General features: G+C 48.2%; 16 protein-coding genes. 8 read left to right on the forward strand and 8 right to left on the reverse strand.

The window, feature by feature from the left end:
* From A3750_RS05785 to A3750_RS05795, 3 genes are all read left to right on the forward strand, one after another.
* On the forward strand, positions 1–349 hold a 349-nt coding region (locus tag A3750_RS05785; RefSeq protein ID WP_197474932.1), incomplete at its 5' end, for an outer-membrane lipoprotein carrier protein LolA.
* Between the two features lie 18 nt (positions 350–367).
* Positions 368–1,708 (forward strand): replication-associated recombination protein A, encoded by a 1,341-nt coding sequence (locus A3750_RS05790; protein ID WP_156492314.1) that lies wholly within the window; start codon positions 368–370, stop codon positions 1,706–1,708.
* A gap of 158 nt (positions 1,709–1,866) precedes the next feature.
* A complete protein-coding gene (locus A3750_RS05795) occupies positions 1,867–2,526 on the forward strand; it encodes a hypothetical protein (RefSeq protein WP_156492313.1) in 660 nt (219 codons plus the stop codon).
* Between the two features lie 44 nt (positions 2,527–2,570).
* Here A3750_RS05795 and A3750_RS05800 read toward each other — a convergent pair whose 3' ends face one another.
* The gene (locus A3750_RS05800; protein ID WP_068453898.1) at positions 2,571–4,052 is read right to left on the reverse strand and encodes an amidase; all 1,482 of its coding nucleotides are present in this window, start codon (positions 4,050–4,052) and stop codon (positions 2,571–2,573) included.
* Positions 4,046–4,360: a DUF962 domain-containing protein gene (locus tag A3750_RS05805; RefSeq protein WP_068453897.1), complete on the reverse strand. Its 315-nt coding sequence runs from the start codon at positions 4,358–4,360 to the stop codon at positions 4,046–4,048. The genes A3750_RS05800 and A3750_RS05805 overlap by 7 nt, the downstream gene beginning before the upstream one ends.
* 263 nt (positions 4,361–4,623) lie before the next feature.
* Between A3750_RS05805 and A3750_RS24845 the strand changes: the two genes are divergently transcribed.
* From A3750_RS24845 to A3750_RS05825, 5 genes are all read left to right on the forward strand, one after another.
* A complete protein-coding gene (locus A3750_RS24845) occupies positions 4,624–4,896 on the forward strand; it encodes a hypothetical protein (RefSeq protein ID WP_068464889.1) in 273 nt (90 codons plus the stop codon).
* 33 nt (positions 4,897–4,929) lie between these two features.
* Complete coding sequence (locus tag A3750_RS24850; RefSeq protein WP_156492312.1) at positions 4,930–5,565, forward strand: AraC family transcriptional regulator; 636 nt, start codon at positions 4,930–4,932, stop codon at positions 5,563–5,565.
* Positions 5,566–5,826: 261 nt separating this feature from the next.
* Positions 5,827–7,206, forward strand: coding sequence for a parallel beta-helix domain-containing protein (locus A3750_RS05815; protein WP_068453896.1), 1,380 nt, complete (start codon positions 5,827–5,829; stop codon positions 7,204–7,206).
* Between the two features lie 88 nt (positions 7,207–7,294).
* Entirely contained in the window at positions 7,295–8,551 is a 1,257-nt protein-coding gene (locus A3750_RS05820) for an SO2930 family diheme c-type cytochrome (RefSeq protein ID WP_068466227.1), read from the forward strand.
* A gap of 233 nt (positions 8,552–8,784) precedes the next feature.
* Entirely contained in the window at positions 8,785–9,996 is a 1,212-nt protein-coding gene (locus tag A3750_RS05825; protein ID WP_068456317.1) for a CaiB/BaiF CoA-transferase family protein, read from the forward strand.
* A gap of 265 nt (positions 9,997–10,261) precedes the next feature.
* Here the strand turns inward: A3750_RS05825 and A3750_RS05830 are convergent, their stop codons facing one another.
* The 6 genes from A3750_RS05830 to A3750_RS05855 all read right to left on the reverse strand — a co-directional run bounded on the left by A3750_RS05830 (position 10,262) and on the right by A3750_RS05855 (position 16,328).
* A complete protein-coding gene (locus A3750_RS05830) occupies positions 10,262–10,576 on the reverse strand; it encodes a HigA family addiction module antitoxin (protein ID WP_068456320.1) in 315 nt (104 codons plus the stop codon).
* A 13-nt stretch (positions 10,577–10,589) separates the two neighbouring features.
* Entirely contained in the window at positions 10,590–10,871 is a 282-nt protein-coding gene (locus A3750_RS05835) for a type II toxin-antitoxin system RelE/ParE family toxin (protein ID WP_068456324.1), read from the reverse strand.
* A gap of 240 nt (positions 10,872–11,111) precedes the next feature.
* A complete protein-coding gene (locus A3750_RS05840) occupies positions 11,112–11,351 on the reverse strand; it encodes a hypothetical protein (RefSeq protein WP_156492402.1) in 240 nt (79 codons plus the stop codon).
* A gap of 274 nt (positions 11,352–11,625) precedes the next feature.
* A complete protein-coding gene (locus A3750_RS05845) occupies positions 11,626–13,425 on the reverse strand; it encodes an AMP-binding protein (RefSeq protein ID WP_082863221.1) in 1,800 nt (599 codons plus the stop codon).
* A gap of 90 nt (positions 13,426–13,515) precedes the next feature.
* Positions 13,516–14,346, reverse strand: coding sequence for an NAD(P)-dependent oxidoreductase (locus A3750_RS05850; RefSeq protein ID WP_068456330.1), 831 nt, complete (start codon positions 14,344–14,346; stop codon positions 13,516–13,518).
* Positions 14,343–16,328 carry an acetyl/propionyl/methylcrotonyl-CoA carboxylase subunit alpha gene (locus tag A3750_RS05855; RefSeq protein WP_068466239.1) on the reverse strand — a complete coding sequence of 662 codons (1,986 nt, stop codon included), beginning with the start codon at positions 16,326–16,328 and terminating at the stop codon, positions 14,343–14,345. The genes A3750_RS05850 and A3750_RS05855 overlap by 4 nt, the downstream gene beginning before the upstream one ends.
* Between the last annotated feature and the right edge of the window lie 16 nt (positions 16,329–16,344).

Genomic DNA, 16,344 nt, shown 5'->3' on the forward strand with positions numbered 1-16,344 from the left:
TCTCGAGCAAGCAAGTGTGCAGGTTTTAGGTGATGACTTTTCGGCCACTCCAGCGCTTTTGTTTAACGGGGATGCGCAAGGTATCGCCCGGGAATTTATTGTGGAAGAGAGAGCGGGTTCAGAAGGGGAGGCGCAGTTCCTACTCTTTCCTATTGAAGATGGCAGTTTATTTGAAGTTCTCCGCGTTCGATTCAAGGGCAGCGAGCTAAGCGATCTTAGAATTAGCGACTCGCTTGGACAAGACACCACAATTAGCTTCATTCAAACGTATGTTAATTCGGGTTTAAAGCCTTCAGACTTTCAACCCGTCTTACCCGAGGGGACCGATGTTATCCGTCAGTCCGACTAGCATTTGGCAGGCTTGATTATGGACGATCTCTTCACATCGCAAAATGCTTATCGCCCCCTTGCTGAGCGGATGCGGCCAAAGCATATCGATGACTATCTAGGGCAGTCGCACTTACTGGGCGACTCAGGGCCTCTGCGCAAGGCGATCGAACAAAAGATTCTCCACTCTATGATTCTCTGGGGCCCCCCAGGTGTTGGTAAAACAAGCTTCGCACGTTTATTGGCAAGCCATTTTGATGTTAATTTTCTTTCGATATCGGCTGTTCTCGGAGGCGTCAAGGAGATCCGCTCGGCTGTAGAAAATGCAAAGGGCGTGATGGCAGCAACCGGTCGCTCAACGATCTTATTTGTCGATGAGGTACATCGGTTCAACAAAGCGCAACAAGATGCCTTTTTGCCTTATATCGAAGATGGCACCTTTATTTTTGTCGGCGCAACAACCGAAAACCCGTCTTTTGAATTGAATAACGCATTGCTCTCGAGAGCGCGCGTTTATGTTTTGAATGAGTTAGATGATGACGCGCTCGCGCACTTGATCGACAAGGCCCTATCTTCGGCCGATGGTTATGCGGGTGTCGATATAGATTTCCCAGATGCGTTAAGAAAGGCGCTGGTGCAATCATCGAATGGCGACGCACGGACTTTGTTGAACTTTCTTGAGCTTGCTGTTGATCTCGCTGAGCCGATTGGTGAGCGGAAGGTGATCACAGAAGACACCTTAGTCGCCATTATGCAAACAAGTCTGAAGCGCTTTGATAAAGGCGGCGACTTGTTTTACGAGCAAATCTCGGCACTGCATAAAGCCGTGCGAGGCTCCGATCCGGACGCGTCTCTATATTGGATGCAGAGAATGCTTCAAGGTGGCTGCGATCCGCTTTATATTGCGCGGCGAGTAGTGCGTATGGCTAGCGAGGACATTGGAAATGCAGATCCGCGGGCGCTCACGCTCGCGATGAACGCTTGGGATGCCTTGGAGCGCTTAGGACAGGCTGAAGGTGAGTTGAGTCTTGCGCAAGCGGTCGTTTATCTTGCAATCGCCCCTAAGAGCAATGCTGTGTATACCGCTTACAAGCAAAGTAAGGCCTTTGTTAATGCGGATCGACACAGAGATGTGCCGATGCATTTGCGTAATGCGCCCACTAAGCTGATGAAAGAGCAGGGCATGGGGCTCGAATATCGATATGCTCATGATGAACCGGGTGCATTTGCGGTGGGAGAGTCCTATTTTCCGGAGGAACTGGATGGAACCGAGTTTTATCAGCCGGTTGAAAGGGGGCTTGAGATTAAAATCCAGGAGCGCCTCAACCAATTACGTGACCTAAATCATCATGCTGCAAGCAAACGATATCCGAAAGAATAAGTCGGATGAGTGCGTGTATGAATATCGGTATGAATACGAGGATGTATGCGCCTGAGCACGTTTTTGCCCTGAGCTCTTAAGTATACTGCTTCGCAAATCAAAGGGAGTTTATTCGCTTCATGAAGCGCTTGCTGTTAATTGTAATTTCTTTGGCGTTTATGCCAGTAGCGTCTGTGTATGGTGCCGGTGAGGGGCAGCCTTATTACGGCGGTATTGAGATATTCGCGACCCAGTCTGAGCTAGTTTCAGAAAAAGACCTAATTGAAACGACTGCTTTTTTTGTAGAGCAAGAAGGATTAGGAACGCTTGAAGATCAGCGCCTTTTGACCTTTGATGACGCTGGAAAAGGCAAGCGTATATATATGGGCGTTAGTTCGGCGCCAGATTGGGATTGGGAGTGGGGCTACGTCGATTTCGGTAAAACGAGTGGTCGTTACCAAGGGGACTCAAGCTCTTCCACTTTGGATATGAAGACCGATGTGAAAGCAGAGGGCTGGTTTCTCCACTTTCAGTACACGCCAAGAATTACCGAACGCCTAGAGTGGAATTTGAAGCTTGGCATATTGCGTTGGGATGGTTCACGTTATTCAAGAATGACGATGGTTGATCCTGTGCGCAATCCCGTCGAGAAATTTGAATCGATCTCAGGGATCGACGAGTACTTTGGTACCGGCTTGCTATACACCGTCAACGAGCGTTGGAAAATTCGTGCCGATGCCAACCGTTATATGCTTGCCGACGACCAAGTCGATACGTTTAGTATCGCTGCCCAGTTCTGGTTTACAGGAAGACTTATTAACAACATCTTTGATTATTAATAAGCGATTCTCAAGGTTGAAACCTTAGGCCTTAGTCCCGCGACCTAATCAATCTGTGGCGGGACGAAACCAAACCCTGCATTCTCAAGTAATTCTCCAAAATGCAGTAGCTGCTCTTCGCTATGGTGCGGCGCAGCCACTGATATTCCTACTGGTAGGTTCAGTTTTTCATCTAGACCTGATGGCACGCAAAGCACAGGTAGACCAAGTAAGTTATAGAGCATGACGAAGGCGAAGCAGTAGTCGGTATAGCTGTAATGCTGACCTTCAAGCTCTATATCCTTGTGCTTATGGTTATGTTGAAACGCCGGTCCGACGCTTGTCGGAGATAGAATAAAATCATAGTCGTCAAAGAGTTGATAAAACTCTGCAATACATTCTTTCTGTTCCAGTAAGGCTTTGGAATATTCGGCGAAATCTAAGCTCAAACCTTCCGCAAGCTCTTTCTTCGCGTTGATGCTAGATCGCTTGAGGTCTTGCCCGAACTTAAACTGCATGACTTTGCGGATTGCCCAAGGAAAATCCTGCCCGCAAACAAAACCAAATATTTTGACCCAGCAAGCTAAGCTTCGCTCGACTAATTGTTCATCCACCTTGATCTTGGTAACGCTTGCACCTTCTTGCTCGAGTTTTTTAACGATCCTGTTTAGCCCTTCTTGGGTCGCTCTGGAGCAATGGATATCTTTGATTGAGTCAAAGTAAGCGATCTTGTACCCGCTGAGATCATTATGGTGTGCGGTATTCGTTTCCACCTTCATATACTGCTGATATTGCACAAGCGGTTGATAGCAAACGCTATAGATCGCCTTTAAGTCACCCATTGTGCGAGCAAGGGGGCCGGTGCTGTTTAATGCAGTAAAACCATTGCCTTTGTTTGGCATTGGTGGAATGTGGCCATCGTGCACATGGCCATTGGTAGACGGCTTCAATCCGAACAAGCCACAAAAGTTTGCCGGATTTCGTATAGATCCACCGATGTCGCTTCCGATTTCGGCATAAGCGAACTCGGCCGCAAGGCTCGCAGCGCCGCCCCCAGTGCTTCCGCCGGGCGTCCTATCAGTGTCGTAAGGATTGCATGCGGTTGGGTAGAGTGGTCCAAAGCTTTGGCAATCAGAAAGCATTGTCGGAATATTTGTCTTTCCGATAATGATTGCGCCTGCATCTTCGAGTCTTTGGGCAAGTATTGAACTTTGCTCTGGTTGATAGTTCTTGAGTGGCGGGAAATTCAACGTCGTTGGGGTGCTTTTGTAGGTAAATGACTCTTTGATCGTCACGGGAACACCATAGAGAGCTGAGTCTGCGTACTTCTCTGCATTGGCAGACAGATAACGTGCTCGCTCACGGGCGCTCTCTCTAAAGTCTTGAACGATCGCGTTGATCCGTGGGTTTAGCAGGTCAACGCGCGCATAGGCACTTTCCACGGTCTCTTCAATCGTCGCAGGAGACGTTTTGTGCTGCGCAACCAGCGATTCGATATTTGGACTTTGGAGTTCGGGGGGTATGAGAATTTCGTTTTTATTTACCACGGGATTCTTCGCGTTAAGATGTCTTTATACATGACCCAATCTCCCATCAGGCTATAGATTGGATACTTGAATGTTGCTGGTTTGTTCTTTTCAAAAAAGAAGTGACCAACCCACGCAAATCCATAACCGATAAGCGGGAGCAGCCAAAGCCAAGCCCATTGCTGCGTGGCGAAGGCATAAGCAAGGACGAACAGCACCAAAGTACTACCGACAAAATGAAGGCGTCTGCACGTGAGGTTGGCGTGTTCAGAAAGGTAGTAGGGGTAGAACTCCGAAAAGCTCGAAAATCTTTTCTCAGTCTCGTTCACTGTATGCCTCTATTTATAGTTGTCTAGGCTTTGCGTTTCATCTTACGTGTCGATCTTATATCTAGATTGCTTCAGATCCAATAGTTCGGGAGTTTGATCACGTAATAATATTCCGTTGCAGGTATATTGGCTCGTTAATTTTTAGAACGCAGTATTAATGGTGGTTTAAGATGCTTCTTGCCGGGTTTTGTCTTGGATGTATAACAATCATATTTTTATCCGTTTGGAAGGACTCTCGGCATAGGCCCCTTGGAAAGCTATTTATGGCGCTTTTAGTAACCGCAGCGGCCTTTGTAGTGCATGACTACGTGCCGAAAGATTGGCGCTGGTTAGCGGGGGATATAATGACCGCGTTACCCGCCTTGTTTTGGGCTATCTGCGTACTAGGTTTCACCGCTTCTCCTGAGGAGCATAAAGCTTTGCTTCCCGTCGCCATTTTTAGCTTTGTGGTTCCCGCGTTGGCGCGCCCCTTTGGTGCTAGTAGCGAATCTATGGGCTTGGCACACAACCTGTTTTGGGACCTACCTCAGTATTGAGAATATGTTGTGATTTGCGGGGGGGTGTACGCTGTGATCTCCGGCTGGAGTGGAGACTTAGTTGAGGAGCGCCGAAAGCTTCGAGCACTTGTTCTCTATGTACTTGGTATTACGGCTCTTGTTGTCACTGTTCATCTCAATTTCGGTATGGGGCGTGACGTTCCATTTTTCGCGGTCGCGCTCTGTTGTGCAGTATGCGGATATATCATGCTAGTGCCGCGTGCAGGTTCTTTTAAGATCTATAGAGTGCCGCAGTCTGGTATGAAAATAGACGAGACTGAAGACAAATCTGCCTTGGATCAGGCCGTGAAAAACGCAGCGATGGAGGAGCACAGTAAGCTTGCGATGGCCCTTGGCTATTTAATGGAAAGTGGATTTTATCGTAACGAAAACCTTACCTTTCGCCGCTTGGCCGCCAGACTCGATGTGCCGGAGCATCGGCTTAGAAAGTTAATCAACGAGCGTTTCGGGTACCGAAACTTTAGTGACTATATTAACCAGTTGCGGATTGAAGAGGCGTCTGAACGTTTGCTTCGCGAGCAGGATACGCCTATCCAAAATGTTGCCTTGGACGTGGGTTATCGTTCGTTGAGTTCGTTCAATCGTGCTTTTAGGCAAATACAAAGCTGCACGCCCACCGAGTTTAGAGCCAATAACTCAAAAAACTAGGCGCTGATCTTGATGATCAGCTTCACACTTCTTGCAATTTTGATCATGCTAAATACATCAATTAAATCAATAGCTTGCAGTTTTTGATTAGCCTGCTTCATAAATTGCTCAGCCTATTTTTATCATTTGCACAAAGCCTTAGAAATTGCACAGCGATATTCGTTGTCTCGCACTCTTAAAGTTTTTTTAGTGTGTCTTCAAGCAAGGCTAGTTACCCAAATGTCTTGCTAACCGTCCCATAAAAAGAATGAGGTAGAAGACATGTACTTAAAACCACAACCTGGGTGGTCAAAGCTGAGTTTAGCGGTTGCCGTCGCTGGAGCACTTTCACTAGGTGGCTGTAAAGTCACGATAAAAGCCGACGAGGGTGAAGTCTCTGATATTGTCGACTCTGTTACTGATAACGCTGTGTGTCGAGATGACGACGGCAACAAAGTTGAGTGTGGCAACTCAGATGGCGGAAGCGCTACAGTGCTATCGGCCTCTGGTTACGAAATCCCGGAAGATGCAATCTTTGTTGCAGCAGATGCGCGAGACGGAGATGACATCACCGATGCGATCAACCTTGCTCTTTTTGAAGTGCCCGCAGGCAGCACCATTGGTTTGCCAAAAGGGACGTTTAAAGTAAGTAATTCCATCATCGTTTATAACGCAAACGATATCACTTTAATGGGTTACGGTATCAACGATACCGTGCTTGATTTTGATGGATCATCTGGCGACGACGGCTTCCGTTTCGAAGGCGGTTCGGATCTTATGGTACGGGATCTTGGCGTTTACGATACGAATAAGAACGGCATCAAAACGGTTGGTTCAAATGGCGTGTATTTTTCTCATGTCGCAGCAGTTTGGACGGTAGGTCGTTTGTCTGACGAAACGCCAAAGCGTTTGCTAGCGGACAGCCCTGGGGCTTATGGCCTATACCCAGTGAACTCCAAAAACATCGTTATCGAAGATACATTCTCTTGCGGCTCACGTGATGCAGGTATTTATGTAGGGCAGTCTGAAGATGTTGTAGTACGTAATAACCTCGTGGAGTACAACGTAGCAGGTATTGAAATCGAAAATACCGAGAACGCTGACGTTTATAATAACGACGTATACGATAATACCGCGGGATGGAGCCCCGTCACACGTAATATCAATATCCACAATAACTCCCTTTCACAAAACTCTACTGATCCGGGTGGCAAATTGCTTGAAGAAGCCGGTGTCATTGCGGGTTACGAAGCCTACTACGGAGCAGGGAGCTTCCCCGACATCCTTTATGGCGGAATTGGTGAGCTACTTGCGAATGCGGGTGAGCTAGCGCCACTCGGTATTGCACCTTATGCAGCTGATGGCTCCGACAATGTCTGTGAAACAAATAACTTTGAGGCGCAACAAGGTGCGGCTGATGAAGCTTCTGTCGGTCTGGTTTATGGCACGAATCCAATGGATCCAAACAACTGGGTTTGGGATGGAACGCCGGGCGCGAGCAACATTCTTGGGCCACAAGCAACGCTTTCTCGAGAGTTGTTATCTGCAAACGCAAATATGAACTGTTCTCTTCCTAGGCTAGCGGGTTCTTCTGTGGTCTTCAGAGGCGAAGAGTTTGGCTGTAACTCGGATGATCTCGACGAGTACGCGTGCTCTTTATAAGGCATTTCAGTGCGAGGAGGTAGCGTAGCTGCCTCCTGTTTTTTCCTAAACAAGTTCGCGTTGATAAGACCTTAAAGGGGTGTTACTGATGAAAAACGCATTTTTAAACAGCATGGTTACCCGATTGCCGGTGTTTCTGGCGATCGCCTTCATTACGACGGCATGTAAGATCGTCATTGACGACGGGAATACGGTGAAGAAGGACGACACCGGTTCTGATACAGCCTCATGCTCCGGCACATCTGATGGTGTTAAGTGGGAGGCACTTCTTGCAGAGAATTGTCCGAACCTTTCGGACTACAATCTATTTGCCGATCCAACAGATCCAACAAGCGGTCCTAACTCTGGAGGATTGCCTTATGATTTGACTACGGCATTGTTTACCGATTACTCGAGTAAATACCGTTATGTATTTATTCCTGAGGGCGAGCAGGCGAGCTATTCGCAAACTGAAGCTTTGGATTTCCCTGTGGGTACGGTGATCGTTAAAACGTTTGCAATGCCCGAGAACACCGCATTTCGTGATGGTGCGGTGCGTGTTATCGAAACGCGTCTTTTGATTCATCGTGCAGATGGCTGGGTAGGCCGTCCGTATGTCTGGTTTGATACCGAAGGTAATCCAACCAATGATGCCCGTCTTGCGATTACTGGTGGCAAACTTGACCTAACAACGACGCATGAAGGTGCTGCGATGGACATTGAATATGCAGTTCCATCGGTCACGCAGTGTACGGCCTGTCATAATATCGTGCCACTTGTCGATCCGGGTCCAGAACGGCCTCCTATCGCCAAAGTAATTGGGCCAAAAGCGCGTTATCTAAACAAAGACTATGATTACGGCGATGTGATCGAAAACCAGCTCACTCATTGGTCGAATGTCGGTAAGCTTGTTGGTGTGCCTGCGGACTTTAATGCGATTGAGAAAGCGCCAGAGTTTTCTGATCTGACAGACGTGTCTGCGATGAGCGACGCAGATGTCGCAATCGCAGCGAAAGGCTACCTAGACATCAACTGCGCGCATTGTCACCGTGCGAACCTTGGCTTGCCACAGTCTTATGGTGGCGCAGCGGGTGGCTCTGGTTTGCGTCTTGAATGGCAGCGTAGTCCTGATGACGATGCCTTTGCGCACGGCGTGTGTAAAGAACCTGTTGCCGGTGGTTTAGCGCCGTACGAATTTGATGTAGTGCCTGGGGCGCCGGAATTATCTTATCTGGTTCATCGCATGAGTACGGATGATGAACGGCAGCGTATGCCAGAACTTGGCAGAAGTGTGGTACATGCCGAAGGTGTTCAGTTGATTGAACGCTGGGTAGCGACTCTGCCTGTAGCAAATTGCTCTCCTTAAATAGTAATGGCCTAGTTAGGCGTAGTCGTTGACTATTTAAGTGATCAATCGCACCTAGTAGCTGAGAGTTTCTCTCCCTTAAGGCTACTAGGTGTTGTTCTTTTGTATTGCTTTTGTGTTTTGTCACTTTGATGCTCGCCCTTCACAACGGCGAGCTTTTTTGTTTTTCCTGATGACACATTGACCCCGCCTCGTTATATTTTTACTTCCACTCAAAAATTGACCATGACTTTATGAACGACTCAGCTTCTCGCAAGCGCCCCCTCGACGGCATACGTGTGATTGAAATGGGGCAGCTGTTAGCCGGCCCTTTTACGGGCTCTATACTTGGTTACTTTGGTGCAGAGGTTATAAAGATTGAGCCTCCAGAGGGTGGTGATCCAATACGTGGGTGGCGGTTAATGGAAAACGGCACCTCTTACTGGTGGCATAGCATCGGGCGGAATAAGAAGTCGGTCACGATAGATCTTAAAACAGAGCAGGGCCGAGAGATCGCAGCAAGCCTGATTGATAAGGCGGATGTTCTGGTTGAAAACTTTCGGCCCGGTACGATGGAGAAGTGGGGCTTAGGCCCAAAGGAAGCCAAGGAGCGCAATCCTCGCATCATATATACCCGTATTTCTGGCTATGGCCAGGACGGCCCTTATGCAAACAAGCCCGGATTTGCTTCAGTATGCGAGGGTTTTGGGGGCTTTCGCTACGTCAATGGGTTTTCCGGGCAAGCGCCTGTTCGTCCAAATTTAAGTATTGGTGACACGCTTGCGGCTATTCACGCTGCCTTAGGCGTTGCAATGGCAATTATCGAGCGAGCCAATAACGATAAGCATGAGGGGCAGGTTATTGATGTGGCGCTCTATGAGGCGGTATTCAATTTAATGGAGGGCGTGGTTCCTGAATATTCCGGTTGTGGCGCCATTCGTGAGCCTTCAGGAACCACAGTCACTGGGATAGTTCCAACCAACACCTATGGGTGCGGGGATGGAAAGTACGTGATTATTGGTGGCAATGGAGACTCGATATATAAACGTCTTATGCATGCTGCGGGCCGACCCGATCTTGCAGAGCATCAAGAAATGCAAACCAATGCCGGCAGGGTGGTGCATCAAGCCCAAATTGACGAAGCGATAGGCCAATGGTGTCTTGCCCACAGTTCAAAAGAAGTTATTGCTATTCTTGAGGCTGAGCGGGTTCCAGTAGGGCCGATTTATAACGTGCAAGATATGTTCGAGGATCCGCACTACCAAGCGCGCAAAGTGTTTGAACGTGTCGAGATCGACGGTCGTGAACTGGATATACCGGCATTGATACCCAAACTAGAAAGTACGCCAGGAAAAACCGAATGGCCCGGTGCAAAGTTAGGTACACATACCAACGATGTACTAAGCGAACTACTTGAGCTTGATGACGATAAAATCTCAGAACTACGAGAATCAGGCGTCATCTGATCTATATGGAGTTGAAACGATAATGCGCACTAAGCTCTCGCTCCATTGCGGACATTAGAGGCTCGTTAGATCGGCATTGGTTTTGAGAGAATAGCGGACTAAAAATTTGACAGACCGTCGCTTCAGTTTTCACCAATAAGCGGACATTTTTTGCTAGTGGATCAACTGAGAGCCGTTTCGACAAAGCAGACATCATGAACCTCTGCCGTCAGTGGTGACAAAGTCGACGCGAAGCTGATGTTTTGACATCCGGTGCGCGGCTTGGTTATGCAGCATGTAGCGGCTTGATTCGATCCACCTCTTCCTTAACCGATTGTGCGGCAGTCCAAAGATCAACAGACCGCTGTGCGTTCAGCCAGAATTCCGGCGAGTTACCAAACAAACGCGCAAGCCGGAGCGCCATTTCAGGACTGACAGCGCGACGTTCGCGCAATAATTCATTAACTGACTGACGAGATACTCCCAGAGATTTGGCCAACCCCGAAACCGTCAGGCCATAGTCCGGAAGAAAATCTTCCCTCAGCATTTCGCCAGGATGAGTGGGTTTGCGCTGCATACCCGTAGTATTAAGAATAGTCATATCATCACCTCACTCAGTGGTAGTCACACACTTCGACTTCATACGCATGACCATCTTCAAAACGAAAACAAATACGCCATTGATCATTTATTGAAATTGCGTGCTGCCCCTGCCTGTTTCCCGAAAGCGGGTGAAGGCGATTGCCAGGCGGCACTTTCAAATCCTCTAACTGTTCGGCCAGATCCACGTATTCAAGTTTTCTAGCGGCTCTCGCTGCAACATCCGCAGGAAATTTCTTTGACTTGCCCTTGGCGTAGAGTTCTTGGGTTCGTTTATCAGCAAAGGATTTGATCATAAAATAAAGTGTATTGTGTCACGTGACACCTGTCAACAAGGCGTGGAGATGTCCGTTATGTATATGAAGCAGAGATGTTGTTCGAGGAAAAGCTACAACGGTTGTTGGTGAAGAGCGGACTTTCGGCTCAGCAATTTCTGTGTCTCAAACTCATCAGAGACTACAAAGAACCGAACATTAGAAAGCAAGCCTAAAAGGCTTGTTTGAGGTATGGTGCTCACGCTAATACGTAAAATTACTTCAGTTGTTGGCCTTTAACTTCCGTAAAATCGCCAATAGTGTATGAACCGTAGATGCTAAAGTAATCACCGCGATGAGCACCATAATGCTGACTTTTATCCAGAAACCAAGCGGGTTAGCGTCGACTTCTGCTACGCCTCGGAAGACAATTTGACCAGTATCAACCGCATCCCACACAAAAAATGAAGACCCTCCGCACGTAATCAAACAGATAAAAAGAAAACAAAAATTTTTAGTCAAGGAGGTTTCCATTCAACATAGTCTAAAGTGCTACGCTAAAAAGGAAAGCTTTTAGCATCCGATTCTCTCACAAAACCAATGCCAACCTAAGAACCCCTTGATGTCTGCTTTGGTGTGTTAGCCGAAGCGATGGCCTATTAGTTTCTTGGTACGCTTTTTTCACAAAGGCAATGTTCCGATATGGTTTAGATTAGCCTTTTGAGAGCGTGATGACTGTGGTCATATTATGCTCTCATAGGGCGGCTCAATTATCCTTTCACCGCCGCTATACAACTTAACTAGAGACCAAAAACAACTCATCGGCCCATAAGATTCCGTTAGGTTGTTTGCACCATGTTTCGTAGTGTTCTTTATATGTTTGATCGACAATGTGGCGTTTGATTTTAAGTGTGGGCGTAAAAAAGCCGCAGTCCTCGGCCCATGGTTCAGGGAAGATCACTGCATGAGAGATGCGTGTGTAGGAGGGTAGCTCCGCATTTACCTGATCAAGAGTCTGCTTAATGCTGCCTTCAATAACGTGCTGTTCTTCTTGCAGCGCTGACTCGCTTAAATTAATGAGCGCGATAGGTTGAACCAAGCCAAATCCGGTGATCATCACCTGCCCAACAAACAAGTTGGCGCCGAGTTTGTGCTCGATCGGAACCGGGATAATGAACTTGCCTTTTGCCGTTTTAAACGTGTCTTTCAGGCGTCCGGTAATGGTCAGCCTTCCTTCACTATCGAGCCGACCTGTGTCGCCAGTATGGTACCAGCCATCTTCTGAAAGTACTTCTGCCGTTTTCTCGGGTGACTTGTAATACCCTTTCATGACCCATGGCGCTTTGACGAGCACTTCATCACTTGAGGTGTCAATCTTGATTTCTACCCCATGCAAAGGCCTGCCAACAGAGCCCGGGGTAATATCGTCCAGTGTATTAAAGGTGACCCCACCGCAGAGTTCTGTTGCACCGTAGACTTCCTGAATATTGATACCAAGTTTTGCATACCAGTCTATGAGTGAGCTCGCGAGAGGAGCGGCACCAGAAATCGCAGATCGAACTTCATTTAACCCAAGGCCTCTTTTGATCTTGTTCTTTAGCAGGCGGCTGATGATGGGGATTTTAAGGGCTGTGTTGAGTTTTTTCTCGGACAACTTGGAGAGAATGCCTTGTTGGATTTTTACCCATATTCTGGGTACCGCAAAAAATTGGGTAGGTTGGACTGATTGCAGGTTTTCGGCAAAGCGATCTAGTGACTCGCTAAACGATACTTCCGAGCCTGCAACGATGGGGCTCACTTCAGAGACCACGCGTTCCGCAATATGATTGAGCGGTAAATAGGATAATACTCGCTCTGACACGCCTTGAAATACGCCATAAGCGGGGCTTTGGCGCTCATGTTTCATCACCTCATTTGCGCAGGCGTAATCGATCATAACGCCTTTGGGTGTGCCCGTTGTGCCGGACGTATAAATAATGGTGAATACTTCATCAGCTTTGGGTTTATGCGGGTTTGTGCAGGGTGGGTTAGACATTAGGTCTTCCCAGCTGTAGTTGCAGTTATCGATCGGACTGTTGCCTTCGAATTGTGGAAATGCAATCGTAATGAGCTGATCGTTGACGGCATCCTGCTGCTGTTCCCAGTGTTCGAGTTTGCCCACAAAAAGTGCTTTGATGTCACTGAGTTCGATGACTTCTTTTAAGTCTGCTGGCGACAGCGTTGGATAAAAGGGCACAGAAACATATCCGCCCATCATGATGGCGAGGTCAGAGATAATCCAAGGAAAGCAATTTTTTGAGATTAACCCTACATGGTCTCCGGGCTTAAGCCCCATCTCGCGCATCGCTGTGACAAGTCGTGCAGCCATCTCGTAGGCTTGCAGCCATGTGATTTCATGCCATCTGTTGCCTAAAGCTTGTCGTAGATACGTCTTGTTTGGGTGCAGCTTGGCCCGTTCGTAAAAGATATCGATAAAGCTATCGGCATTTCTGATAGCGTCGTTTTCAATAATTGAACTTTTAAATGGCTTCGTTGCAGGCAGAGGTTTTTCCGCAGACGCGGAGTCAATCGATTCTATGCTAACAGTGGATGGCATGTTTTTTACCTTGGCTTCGTTATGTTTATTGGTAGCCTTCGAGACGACATCCTAACGTCTCACAGGCGCCGAAGCGCCCGTACACCCAGTTTATTCGACAAAAAGGTCTTTCATCAAGGGTTTCGTGTTCTCGCTTGAGTAGCGGTATTGGTCGAAGTCAGTGACGCCACTTTTTCGCAAGACGCATTCATCTATAAGAAGCTCGCCAGTGAGTGCGAGCTTGTCTGTAGAGAGTACTTCATAAGCGGCATCTGCCATGATGGCCGGTATCCGACCTTTCTCAAGAATACTCTTGCCGCCACCTTCGAATTCGACCGCCGCGGTCGCAATGACGGTTTGGGGCCACAAGGAATTTACCGCAATGCCAAAGCGGCGGTACTCCTGCGCCAAACTGATGGTCAGCATAGACATCCCATATTTGGTGACCGTGTATGGGCCATAGTGCTGAAACCATTTAGGATCGAGATTCAGTGGAGGCGATAAGCTCAAAATATGCGCATGAGCTGATTTTTTCAGATGAGGCAGGGCCGCTTTTGATAGTGAAAGCACGGCTCGGGTATTGATCTGATGCATTAAATCAAAACGCTTGAGCGGCAAGTTCTCGGAGTTCGCAAGTTTAATTGCTCCGGCGTTGTTAATTACCACATCGAGCCCGCCAAAATGTTCAGCCGCTTTATTCACGGCATCAACAACGGCTTCGTCGTCGCGAACATCTAACTGCAAGGGTAGTGCTTGTCCACCCGCTTGTTCTACTTCTTCTGCGACCGTAAAAATGGTGCCGGGTAGTTTTGGATGTGCTTCTGTCGATTTTGCGGCCACCACAATTTTTGCGCCATCCTTGGCGAACTTTAGTGCCATCTCTCGGCCAATTCCGCGGCTCGCGCCACTAATAAAAACAACTCGATTGTTCAATGTGCTCATTCTTCACTCATCTCTGTCGCTGCGACTTCAACCAATAGCTGTCGCAATTTTACCTGATCACCGGCTTTAACAAGCACAGACTCAACAGTACCATCTACATCTGCTTTGAGAGGGTGCTCCATCTTCATTGCTTCAAGTATGACTAGCGTGTCGCCTTTGGCCACCGCCTGACCCGGTTCGGCAAATACTTTGATAATCGCGCCATCCATACTTGCTTGCACTTGGCCACTGCCTGCGGCACCCGCTGCATCTTTTGCAACGTGAGTGACGTCTTCGAAGACAAAATCTTCTGAACCCAAGCGAAGGTAGATCTTATCTCCCGTTACCAGTCTATTGCAGCGTCGCTGAATGCCATCATGTTCAAAACAAATTTCAGCGTCATTTTGGCTCACTAAGCGCAAGCTAATCGGCGCGTCATCTTCTGTGTTTCGCACGGTGAAGAGTCCTTTAGATTCTTCAACAAACAGCTTAACCTCGCTCTCACCGAAGCGCATGGAGTAGGGCCATTCGCTACTCGCGCTATTGCTCCAACCCATTAACATATTTGAGACATTGCCGTCTGAACGTTTGCTGTGATGCAGGCACATACAGGCAATCGCTGTCGCGAGCGCATCCTGCTCTTGCTCTGCAATACTCTCGTCTTCAGCAAAATCTTGCTCGATAAACGCGGTCGTTGCTTCACCAGTCGTGAAACGCTGATGATCAAGAACCCGTGACAAAAAGTGCGTGTTCACGGTGACACCAAACAAAACGGTTTCGCGCAACAGCTTTAATAGTCTTCGTCGCGCCTCCTCACGGTTTGCGCCATAAGCAATAAGCTTAGCGAGCATAGGGTCATAAAAAGGCGAGACGTCTTGGCCTTGCTCTATGCCGGCATCAATTCTGACACCTTCGGCATTGCTCGTTTGCCAGCGTAAGATGTTCCCCGTTTGAGGTAAGAACTGATTGCGTGGATCTTCAGCATAAAGACGAACTTCAATCGCATGTCCATTCAGCGTGATGCCTTCCTGGGTTTTGGGGAGGGGAGCGCCCGCTGCAACGTTGATCTGCCATTCTACAAGGTCGGTGCCGGTGACTAGCTCGGTGACAGGGTGCTCAACCTGCAAGCGCGTATTCATTTCAAGGAAATAGAAGTTCTTTTCTTGGTCCACCAAAAATTCAACGGTTCCCGCACCGACGTAATCGCAGGCTTTTGCGGCTTGAACGGCCGCTTCACCCATACGTTGTCGAAGCGCTGGGTCAACAAAGGGGGATGGTGCCTCTTCAACGACTTTCTGATGTCGGCGCTGTATCGAGCAATCCCGTTCGCCCAGGTACACGGCATTACCATGTTGGTCAGCGAACACCTGGATTTCTATGTGACGGGGGCTGATCACGGCGCGTTCAAGAATCAACTCACCGCTTCCAAACGCATTTTCAGCTTCTGATCTGGCGGTGTTAATTTGCGCTTCTAGTTCACTTTCTTTGTGTACTAAACGCATGCCACGTCCGCCGCCACCAGCAGAGGCTTTCACCATCAAAGGGAAGCCAATTCGCGTGGCTTCGCTTAGCAGTGTTTCGATGTTTTGATCAGCGCCTTCATATCCGGGAATACAAGGTACCTTTGCCTCAAGCATGGCGATTTTGGATAAGCGCTTGCTCCCCATTAGTTCTATCGCGCCAGCAGGCGGGCCGATAAAAACAATGCCAGCTTCTTCACAGGCTTTTGCAAAACCTGAGTTCTCTGAAAGAAAACCATAACCGGGATGCACGGCACCGGCACCAGTTCGTTTGGCGGCATCAATGATTTTGTCACTCACCAGATAGGATTCATTCACGGCAGCTGCACCGATACAAACTGCTTCGTCGGCGGCAATGACATGAGGTGCGTAGCGATCCGCTTCACTGAAAACTGCGACTGTCTGATAGCCTAGGTCTTTTGCGGTGCGAATGACTCGAACCGCTATTTCACCTCGGTTCGCGATCAAGATTTTGCTAAACATTGTATTTGTTGTCTCC

It is taken from the genome of Oleiphilus sp. HI0079, assembly GCF_001635105.1.